This is a genomic window from Natronomonas sp. (genome assembly GCF_046710025.1).
GTDB lineage: Archaea > Halobacteriota > Halobacteria > Halobacteriales > Haloarculaceae > Natronomonas.
In genome coordinates this window covers 1-8,689 of the sequence record NZ_JBKEGK010000102.1, presented here as the reverse complement: position 1 = coordinate 8,689, position 8,689 = coordinate 1, and the positions used below count along the sequence as shown (strand labels likewise).

At 63.9% G+C, this 8,689-nt stretch carries 11 protein-coding genes; 4 read left to right on the top strand and 7 right to left on the bottom strand.

What is annotated here, in order from left to right:
- From ACI944_RS08375 to ACI944_RS08360, 4 genes are all read left to right on the top strand, one after another.
- On the top strand, window positions 1–368 hold a 368-nt coding region (locus tag ACI944_RS08375), incomplete at its 5' end, for a hypothetical protein (protein ID WP_411718600.1).
- A gap of 330 nt (window positions 369–698) precedes the next feature.
- Complete coding sequence (locus ACI944_RS08370; RefSeq protein ID WP_411718599.1) at window positions 699–2,255, top strand: sodium:solute symporter family protein; 1,557 nt, start codon at window positions 699–701, stop codon at window positions 2,253–2,255.
- A gap of 138 nt (window positions 2,256–2,393) precedes the next feature.
- Entirely contained in the window at window positions 2,394–3,443 is a 1,050-nt protein-coding gene (locus ACI944_RS08365) for an AbrB/MazE/SpoVT family DNA-binding domain-containing protein (RefSeq protein WP_411718598.1), read from the top strand.
- Window positions 3,444–3,551: 108 nt separating this feature from the next.
- The gene (locus ACI944_RS08360; protein ID WP_411718601.1) at window positions 3,552–3,824 is read left to right on the top strand and encodes an amphi-Trp domain-containing protein; all 273 of its coding nucleotides are present in this window, start codon (window positions 3,552–3,554) and stop codon (window positions 3,822–3,824) included.
- 177 nt (window positions 3,825–4,001) lie between these two features.
- Here ACI944_RS08360 and secY read toward each other — a convergent pair whose 3' ends face one another.
- The 7 genes from secY to ACI944_RS08325 all read right to left on the bottom strand — a co-directional run.
- A complete protein-coding gene (gene secY, locus ACI944_RS08355) occupies window positions 4,002–5,480 on the bottom strand; it encodes a preprotein translocase subunit SecY (protein WP_411718597.1) in 1,479 nt (492 codons plus the stop codon).
- Window positions 5,481–5,981, bottom strand: coding sequence for an uL15m family ribosomal protein (locus ACI944_RS08350; RefSeq protein ID WP_411718596.1), 501 nt, complete (start codon window positions 5,979–5,981; stop codon window positions 5,481–5,483).
- A complete protein-coding gene (locus ACI944_RS08345) occupies window positions 5,981–6,445 on the bottom strand; it encodes a 50S ribosomal protein L30 (protein ID WP_411718595.1) in 465 nt (154 codons plus the stop codon). Before ACI944_RS08345 ends, ACI944_RS08350 begins: the two co-directional genes overlap by 1 nt.
- Entirely contained in the window at window positions 6,442–7,077 is a 636-nt protein-coding gene (locus ACI944_RS08340; RefSeq protein ID WP_411718594.1) for a 30S ribosomal protein S5, read from the bottom strand. Before ACI944_RS08340 ends, ACI944_RS08345 begins: the two co-directional genes overlap by 4 nt.
- Window positions 7,074–7,628 (bottom strand): 50S ribosomal protein L18, encoded by a 555-nt coding sequence (locus ACI944_RS08335; protein ID WP_411718593.1) that lies wholly within the window; start codon window positions 7,626–7,628, stop codon window positions 7,074–7,076. Before ACI944_RS08335 ends, ACI944_RS08340 begins: the two co-directional genes overlap by 4 nt.
- Entirely contained in the window at window positions 7,628–8,077 is a 450-nt protein-coding gene (locus tag ACI944_RS08330; protein ID WP_411718592.1) for a 50S ribosomal protein L19e, read from the bottom strand. Before ACI944_RS08330 ends, ACI944_RS08335 begins: the two co-directional genes overlap by 1 nt.
- The coding region (locus ACI944_RS08325; protein ID WP_411718591.1) for a 50S ribosomal protein L32e at window positions 8,074–8,689 on the bottom strand (616 nt) is incomplete at its 5' end. The genes ACI944_RS08330 and ACI944_RS08325, both read right to left, overlap by 4 nt.

Sequence of the window (8,689 nt, the reverse complement as noted above, 5' to 3'; positions counted from 1 at the left end):
TCGCCGCCGCCCACCCGCACGAGGCCGGCGGATTCCTTCGATGCGCTCGCTGCGGTGACCGACTCCGTGCCACCGGACACGTCCCAGTCGTTAACGACTCCCCGTCCCCGAGGCGCCGTTTTGAGACTACCGTCGACGACCGGGCGCCGCCGCCGCCACGCGTCTTTTATCACTCTCACACGACCCCCGAATCCATCTCCGGCCTGACGCCGGTCGACAGACGGTCCATCCCCGAACCCTTCGCTATCGTCGTCTTCGCGCCGCGGGAGGCGGCGTTGAGCTACCGGGCGTTTAAGCGCAACCTGCTCAGATGGCGTGAACTTCCCGTCGAGTCGAGTTCGACGCGGTCGCGGCTGCCCCGTCTCTGACCCGACTGTGCGGCCGGTCACCGGCGAATGCCGGACCGAAGCAGTGCTCTTGCTCACCAACAGTCCGGTACAATCATCCGTACGAGCGAGTCGTCGCCGTTCGTTTCGACGCTTCGGTGTACAAGGTGTATATACACACCCGCACAGACATCGATATTTCATGTGTACATCCTCGCTACACAAGTAAATATACAAATACAGGCCAGAGCTTTTCATTGATGAATGAATTTCCATCTATGTCGACAATATGCACGCGAAAAAACGGAATAATCCCGTCGAGATAGACAAATACCTAATAGATGCGCTCGGGCCGAAGGGGGAACGAAGCCAATGAGCGTCATCCTCTACGGGATCGCAGCCATCATCGTCACGATGTTGGGCATCGGGTTTTATGTCGCCCGAAAAGTCAAAGGCGACAGCGTCAATTACATCGTCGCCGGCCGGGGGCTCATTCTCCCGCTGGCGGCGGCGACGCTGATGGCTCAGTCGCTCGATTCGAACGCGACGCTCGGCAACACCGATCTGGTCGCTTCCTTTGGGTTCTGGGCCGGCGCTGCGCTACCGGTCGGCTTGGCGCTGTGTCTGTTCCTCACCGGCCTGTTCTTCGCAAAGCCGATGAACCGAATGAACCTCACGACGCTGCCGGACTTCTATCGGCGAAAGTACGGCCGGACCGCCGAGGTGCTCGCCAGCATCATTATGTCTATCGCCTACGCGTTCCTTCTGGCAGGGAACCTCGTCGCCGGTGGGTTCCTCTTCGAGATCTTCGTCGGGACGAGTTTCCAAGTCGGTGTGTTCCTTATCGCCGCGCTCGTCCTCGCCTACACAGTCGCTGGGGGGTTGTTCTCCGTCGCCTACACCGACTTCCTGCAGGCTGGCGTGGCATTCGTCGGATCGATCGCGCTCATCGTGTTTGTTACGACACAGTACGGGATCACTATCCCCGAGGGAATGGGACCGACGAACGTCGGCCAGTTGACCGACCCGAGCCAGGGTGCCTACATCAACCTCGCAACGATCGTTGCCCTCGGGTTGGGCGATATCGTCGCTATCGACTTCATGGAGCGGGTCTTCGCGGCTGATAGCCCCGAAACCGCACGGAAAGCGTGTTTCATCGGTGCGACCGGTACGCTCATCATCGGCGTCCCCTTCTCGGTCGTCGCGCTGTCGGCCAACCCGATCCTCGCCTCACTCGGTGTCGAAGCCGGCAACCAAGCTGTTCTCTATGCGCTGTTGCAGAACGCGGTGCCGCCGTGGCTTGGCGCACTCGTCATCGCCGGCATCCTTGCGGCGTCGTTCTCGACGAGCGACGGCGCAATCTTGGGCACCTCCGCGGTCATCGCCCGCAACATCGGGAACATCCGCGTCGACGAGAGCACGGCCGTTGCGACCGACGGCGGGTCGGACGACGACCTGCTCGACACCGAGAGCGATCGGCTGCTCACGGTCACCCGCCTGATGTCGATCCCGATCACGCTGCTCGGGATCTTCTTCGCAATCCGGGTCTCGGCCACCGGGATGTTGCTTGTGCTGGCTTTCGATATCATGCTTGCCGGGGCCTTCGTCCCGCTGGTGTTGGGGCTTTACTGGTCGGAGATGGCCAACACCCCCGCCGCGCTGGCGTCGATGGTCGGCGGCTCGGCGACGCGGCTGATCCTGTTCGTGCTTGTTCCGACGACGTACGCCTACGAGAACACGCTGTTGTACATCGAGAACGACATCTTCACCGCGTCCTTCGACGGACTACCGACGTTCATCGCGGCGGCCGTCAGCCTCGTCGCCTTTGTCGTCGTGGCCTACGCCACGAAGGACAGCTACGGCGTACGAGAACTCGACCCGGACGGACGGCGTACCGTCGTCGCGAGCGGCGAGAACGACGACGAGTGACCGGCCGATCCCGGTTCGAATTGGTTCGCTTATAGCGTATATATCTGTTTGAACATCCACCAAGAAGTTTATACGGGCGAGGAACGTGGCTTTCCATATCGAAATGGTATCGCATATTTTACTTCGGTGGTGTCGTCGATGAAGGGCGACGACCTGCGCATTCGTCGGAAAGCCCAGCAACTCGGCTCCTCGACGCTCGCCGTGACGGTGCCCGCAGAGTGGGCGCGCCATCATAACCTCGAGAAGGGCGACGAACTCATTGTCCAGCGGGACGAGAACGGCAACTCGTTGCTCGTCACCCCGGAGCGTCCCGCACTTATGGAGGCTGAGACCACTATCACCGCCGGGAAGATGAGCGCCGACGCGCTCTCGCGGGCGGTCGTCACACAGTACGTGCTCGGCCGGGGGTTCATTCGCATCGCGGCCGAAGACGGGCTCACCCCCGGTCAGTACGACGCTGTTCTTGACGCCGAACGCCGGCTGATGGGCCTCGGTGTCGTCGAGGAGTCGGCTACTCACATCACCATCCGCTGTTCTGTCGATCCCGACGACTTTGACCTGCCGACGCTGTTCGGCCGACTCGGACGGACCGAGGCGACGATCCGATCGAGCGCCATCGACGCCCTGCTGGAGGCCGACCCCGCGGCTGCCCGGCGCGCGCAAAACCGGAGCCCGCAACTCGAGAAACTGTTCTCGCTGTTTCTCAGGCTCGTGTTTACTACCTATCGGAATCCCCGCCTCAACCAGGCCGTCGGCGTCGGCACGGGCTTTCCACTCATCGGCTACCGATCTGCCGCACAGGACGTCGCCCTGATGGCCGGAATCGCGGACGATATCGCCTCGATCGCCGCCGATCGGGTGAACGAACCCCTGAGCGACGAGATCGCCGAGGGGATTGAGTCGGTCCACGTGGCTCTTGACGCGGCCGCCGAAACAGTCCGAGAGTCGGTCGTCGATCCGGAGTACGCCAGGGTGACAACGGCCCGCGAGCGGATCGACCGGTTTCACGATCGCTCGGCGGCCGCCATCGATCACCTCGAAGCCGAACGGCCGGGGCCGCTGCTCGCACTCCATCGAGTCCATCTTCTTCTCGAACGTAGCGCGCGCCATGCCGAGGACACGCTTGACGTGGCGACGCATCTCGCATTCAGGGAGAGCCCGGACATCGTGACGCGGAACGACCGGTGAACGGCCCCGGGCGCGTTCGACCCCGACACGGCCGGGCACTCGCCTGTACGGTGACGTATGCGCACCTTTTTGTGCTGGTACAAATAGAGCCATGTCGGACGTGGACCAATCGACGGACGACGACCGAACGACGACCCGGATGAGACGGAAGAGGAGTACCGGCTCCTCACCGAGTCGACCGACACGCTCCTGATCGAACTCGGCGAACAGTTTCGGGACGGCGAGGAACTGACGATCACCGCGGACGAGTGGGAACTCCCCTTCGCCTTCGGGACGCCGGTAGAATTGAAAATCGACTTCGACGGCGTCGGCGAGCCAGACCTCGAGATCGAAATCCAACCTCCGGGTCGATCGGACGAGTCGGCACCGACCGTCGAGTAGCGCAACGTCAACTCGTTGCGGCCCTTCACGTGGAGCGGGTGGCCCCCGTTTTGCGATCCCGGCTGGTGCCCTCCGTGATACTCCTCCGTTCGGAACGGTACCGCCTGACGAGCTGGAGTTCGTTGCAGACGTGATCAACGGGATGATTTGCCCGTCAAAAAGTGCGGATGTTCGGCGTTAGTCTCCGAACATCTGGCGCATCATCGGGTGCATCTCCATCATCTGCTCTTCGGCGATCTCCTCATAGAGCTTGTAGGTGATAGAGACGGTGAGCAGGAGTCCGGTCCCGGACACCTGTCCAATCGTGCCGAGCATGTTCGCCATGACAGCGAGCAGTCCGACGAGGGCACCGCCGATGACGGTGACCTGCGGGATATAGCGTTCGAGCACTTTTTCGGTGACGCCCGGCGACTGCCGGAAGCCGGGGATCTGCATCCCGGAGTTTTGGATCTGCCGCGCAGTCGCGCGCGGGCCCATGTCGGTCGTCTCGACCCAGAAGATGGCGAAGATGGCCCCGCCAACAATCATGAACGTCAGGTCAACGCCGACCCGGAGCATTATCTTCCAGGGTGCGGCGGCGGTCTCACCGAGCCACCACATCCAGTCCTGCGGGGAGTAGATGGGCGCGAGATAGTAGAACAGCCCGCCGGTCGGTTCGGCGAAACCGCCCTCGGTGCCGGCGTAATCACCAAGCAAAGCCGGCATCCCCGCCCATTGGGCGTTGAGAATGCGGCCAAGGAACTGGATATTCGCTTGCAGGGCTCGAACGAGGATCATCGGCAGGACGCTCGCGTAGATCAGCTTCACCGGGAAGCGACCGCGAGCGCCCTTCACGCGGGCGTGACTGAGCGGGATCTCCACCCGGACGGACTCCGCGTAGACGACAACCCCGAAGATGAGAAGCGTCGTGACCAACGCGAGCAACTCGCCGGGACCCAAGAACAGATCGAACAGGCCAGTCCGCGTCAACACCGGGCCCATCTCGACATCGCCGGTGAGGATGCCGACCCACCGCGGGAAGAAGCCGACGTATCCCGTGCCGAGGCCGTTCCAGGCGAAGAATCCGCCGATAAGCCGCTGGCTCACGCCGGCGATAATGAACAGCCCGATACCGCTCCCGACACCCCACTTGGAGATGATCTCGTCCATGTAGAGGATCAACATTCCGCCCATGAAGATCTGGAGGAACATGATCCACCCGAGCGCCGACGTCGAGATGCCGAGCGAGTTGGCGATCTGTGTGCTGGGTTGCAGGAAGCCGGCGAACACCATCGGCAGGGCGGTCAGCGTGGTCATCACGATGACGAGCAGCTTCTGGAGGCCCTGATACAGCGCCTGATCCCGAGGGTTCTCCTCCGTGTTCAGCCCCAGCAGGTCCGCCCCGCCGAGCAGCTGTAGCACGATCGACGCTGTGACGATCGGGCCGATCCCTACCTGCAGTATCGATCCCTGTGCGCCCGCGAGGATCGTCCGAAACTGCCCGAAGATATCGGAGTTCTGCCCGAGCCCGTAGATCCCGACGTTCGTCAGGAAAAAGTACAGCACGAGCACGCCCGCGGTCCAGCCGATCTTCCGCTTGAACGGAACGTGCTTGGCGGGCCGTTTGACGGCGGGCAGCCGCGTGAGTACCGGTTCGGCGGCCTCCTTCCAGCTCATTTACGCTTCCTCGTTGTCCTCGTCGGTTGTGTCTTTTTCGGCTTCAGCCTCGAGTTCCTCGCCCCGGTCCGAGAGGACGGCCTCGCCGCCAGCCGTCTCGAGCGCGTCGGTCGCGCTCTCGGAGAACGCGTCCGCGACGACCTCGAGTTCGTTGTACACCTGCCCCGCGCCAAGGATCTTCACGACGTCGGCCTCGTGGCCGTCGTCGACGAGGTCGCGGGCGTCGATCGCGTAGCCGTCGTCCGTCGCCTCGGCGACGCCGTCCTCGGCGAGGATCGCGATGTCCTCGTCGAGTTCGCGCAGGTTGACCGTCTCGATGTCCCGACGGGTCTTCTGGGGTCGCTTGAATCCGGATTTACCCAGCGGTTCGTGGTTGTGGAACTCGTGTTTGTCGCGGCCCGCGTTCCCACGGCCGCCGCGATGGCCGGCTCCGCGCCGGTTCTTGTGCGTGCCGCCGCCGTGCGTCCGGGAGCCGCGTTGTCGTCGTTTCTTGGAAGTCATTATCGCATCGCCTCCAGTAGTTCGTCGATCTCAGCTGTCGTATGTGGGCCGAGTTGTCCGCCCTCCGTGGTCGGATGTTTGATGCCGTCGTGACCGCCGCGAGGCGGGTGCAGCCGCAGCGTCGGGGCGAGCCCCTCGGCCTGCAGCGTCGTCTCCTCGTCGGCGAGCGCTTCGGCCAGCGCCCCGAGGTCGGCGTAGTCGGTGTGCTCCGCGATCCACGCATCGTCGACATCGGCGTCACCCTCTGCGGGTTCGCCGCGGGTTTCAAGCAGTAACGCGACGGTCTCGACCGAGGGCTCGCCGTGGGCGACCCAGTCGTTGACCTTCGTCACCATCCCCTCGTAGGTGTCTGTCTCCGGGATCAGCGTCGCGTGGTTGACGCGGTGGAGGTTGAGCATGCCGAGCGTGTCGTGGACGGCCTCGCTCTGATTCACCTCGCCGCGAAGCTGAACGATCGCTCTCATTCGTTCGCCTCCTGTCGGATCTTCCGGGTGTGTTCGGGCGTCCGAGACTCGGAGGCGTTCTGCAGGGCGTTGTACGTCGCCTTCGCCAGGTTGAGCGTCGTCCGGGTGTTACCGTGGGAGTTCGTCCAGGCGTCCTCGACGCCGGCGAGTTCGAGCACGTGTCGAACCGTCGGCGCCGCGGCAAGCCCGAGCCCGCGCGGTGCGGGTTCGAGTTCGACCTCGACGGAGCCGGCCTTGCCGGTCGTCCGTCGCATCAACGAGTTCCGCCCGCCCGGGCGGTCCTCCCAGGATCCCGAACCGAGCGGCACGTCGATGATATTCATCTTTGCGACCTCGATCGCCTTCTGGATTGCGCCGCCGACCTGATCGTCGCGGCCCTGCGCGTAGCCGACGTAGCCGTCGCGGTTCCCCACGACGACGACGCACCGGAACTTCACGCGCCGGCCCGAGTCGGTCATGCGCTGGACCATGTTGATGTCCAGCACCTCGTCTTCCAGCCCCGGCAGGAGCTGATCGACGATTTCCGGTTCCTTCAGCGGGAGCCCCGACTGCAGCGCGTCCTGCATCGAGGATACCTCGCCGTCTGCCACCTTCTGTCCGAGCCGCGTTCGCGGCTCCCATCCGTTGCTCATAATTCATCCTCCAGGCGCTCTCGCACCTCGTCAAAGTGGGCCGGAAGCTCCGTCGCGTCGAACTCGCCCGAGTAGAGACCCTCCTCAAGCGTCTCCGCGTAGTCGGCGATGTGACTCCCGCGAGTCCGCTGCCAATCGGCGAAGACGTCCTCGCTGTGCGGAATCTCCAGCCCCGCGTCGATTGCACCTTCCTGTACTCCGAACACCTTGTTGCCGGGCGTCGCGGTGTTGAGTCCGATATCGAGGACCGCCTCCTCGAGTCCCGCCTCGACCGCGCGCAGACCGGCCAGATAGCCGGTCAGGTACGCGGCGGGCAGGTTCCCCGTCGGGGCCTCCCAGCCAAACGCTGGGAGGTCCTCCGAGGTGGCCTCGACAACCGTCTCGTCGCCGTCGACGCCCGTCACGATCAGCTGCGCCCTGGTGTGGTTGTTGCTCTTGCGAGCAACCAGGCGTGGTTTGCCGGATTTCAGCAGGCGCAACCTCTGATGGTAGTCCGTTCGGGCCTCGCGGCGACGCCGCATCGGCACCGTGTATCGTGGTCCTGTCGCCATTATTGTTCTCCGTAGGTTTCCGTTATGTATCGGTTCAGGTCCGCGACGCTGTCGAACTCGCCACCGCTGGCCTGATCGTACAGTTCGCGATACTGTGACCTGTCTATCTCGCCGGTGTCGCGCAACTCGCGAAGCTCGCGGCGCTGTGCGCGGATCCGGCTCTGCCAGTCCTCCTTGTCGCTCTGCCGCCCGCCGGAGCGACCCTTCCGGGAGCCGTGTCCCTTCTGGTGTCCGTATGCGCGTTTCTCCTGTCGCTTTCGGGCCTGGCCGCGGGAGTTTCCGGTCGCAGTCTTGGCCTCGACGATCCCCGAATCGATCAACTCACGTACGTCGTCGCGCGTGATCGCGTCGGCAATCTCGGCCTGTTCGTCCGGATCGAACCGGACGCGGTTCTCCCCAACGTCGAGGATGTCCGCGGCGAGCCGCTTTTGTGCTTTCAGATCAGTCATTCCTCGACCTCCACTTCGACGTAGGTCGGATTGAGGACGCGGATGCCCGCCTCCTCGGCCTGCTCTTCGATGCGCTCGCGCTTGCGCGCGCCGACCGTCGAGCCGATTCGGACGGCCTCGCGGTCGCCGTCGACGCCCTCGAGATCGTCCGTATTCTCGGCGCGGACCTCCTCGAAACCGCTCGGGTGACGGCCGCGGACAGCCTTCGACGTCCGGTAGCCGGGCTTGACCTTCGGCCCTTTGCCATTGACGCCGCGGCGCTGCTTCGACAGCGCGCCGCGGGGGCGACGCCACGACTCCGGCGTCCGCTTTTTCATGTGGTAGTCCTGCCGATTAAACTGCGGATTGCCAACGCGTTTTCGCTGCGTGAGCAGCCGCTCTTCCTCCTTGGAGAGATCCGGGGTCTTGTCGGCCAGCCCTCGGGGTCGCAGTTCGGTCTCGACGTCCTCGTCGGCTTCCTCAGCCACCTCGGGCGTCTCGTCTTCGACCTCGGCCTCCGTCTCGGAAGCGACCTCGAGGTCGCCGACGTCGGCCTTGATACGGGCTGCAAGCGCGTTGCCGATCCCGTCGATATCTGCGAGTTCCTCTTGGGATAGCTCGCGGATATCGTCG

Coding starts and splice junctions, on each gene's coding strand:
- ACI944_RS08330 (WP_411718592.1), bottom strand. CDS start 8,077: ATGACTGATCTGAAAGCACAAAAGCGGCTCGCCGCGGACATCCTCGAC.
- ACI944_RS08345 (WP_411718595.1), bottom strand. CDS start 6,445: ATGAGAGCGATCGTTCAGCTTCGCGGCGAGGTGAATCAGAGCGAGGCC.
- ACI944_RS08350 (WP_411718596.1), bottom strand. CDS start 5,981: ATGACTTCCAAGAAACGACGACAACGCGGCTCCCGGACGCACGGCGGC.
- ACI944_RS08335 (WP_411718593.1), bottom strand. CDS start 7,628: ATGGCGACAGGACCACGATACACGGTGCCGATGCGGCGTCGCCGCGAG.
- ACI944_RS08340 (WP_411718594.1), bottom strand. CDS start 7,077: ATGAGCAACGGATGGGAGCCGCGAACGCGGCTCGGACAGAAGGTGGCA.
- secY (WP_411718597.1), bottom strand. CDS start 5,480: ATGAGCTGGAAGGAGGCCGCCGAACCGGTACTCACGCGGCTGCCCGCC.
- ACI944_RS08370 (WP_411718599.1), top strand. CDS start 699: ATGAGCGTCATCCTCTACGGGATCGCAGCCATCATCGTCACGATGTTG.
- ACI944_RS08365 (WP_411718598.1), top strand. CDS start 2,394: ATGAAGGGCGACGACCTGCGCATTCGTCGGAAAGCCCAGCAACTCGGC.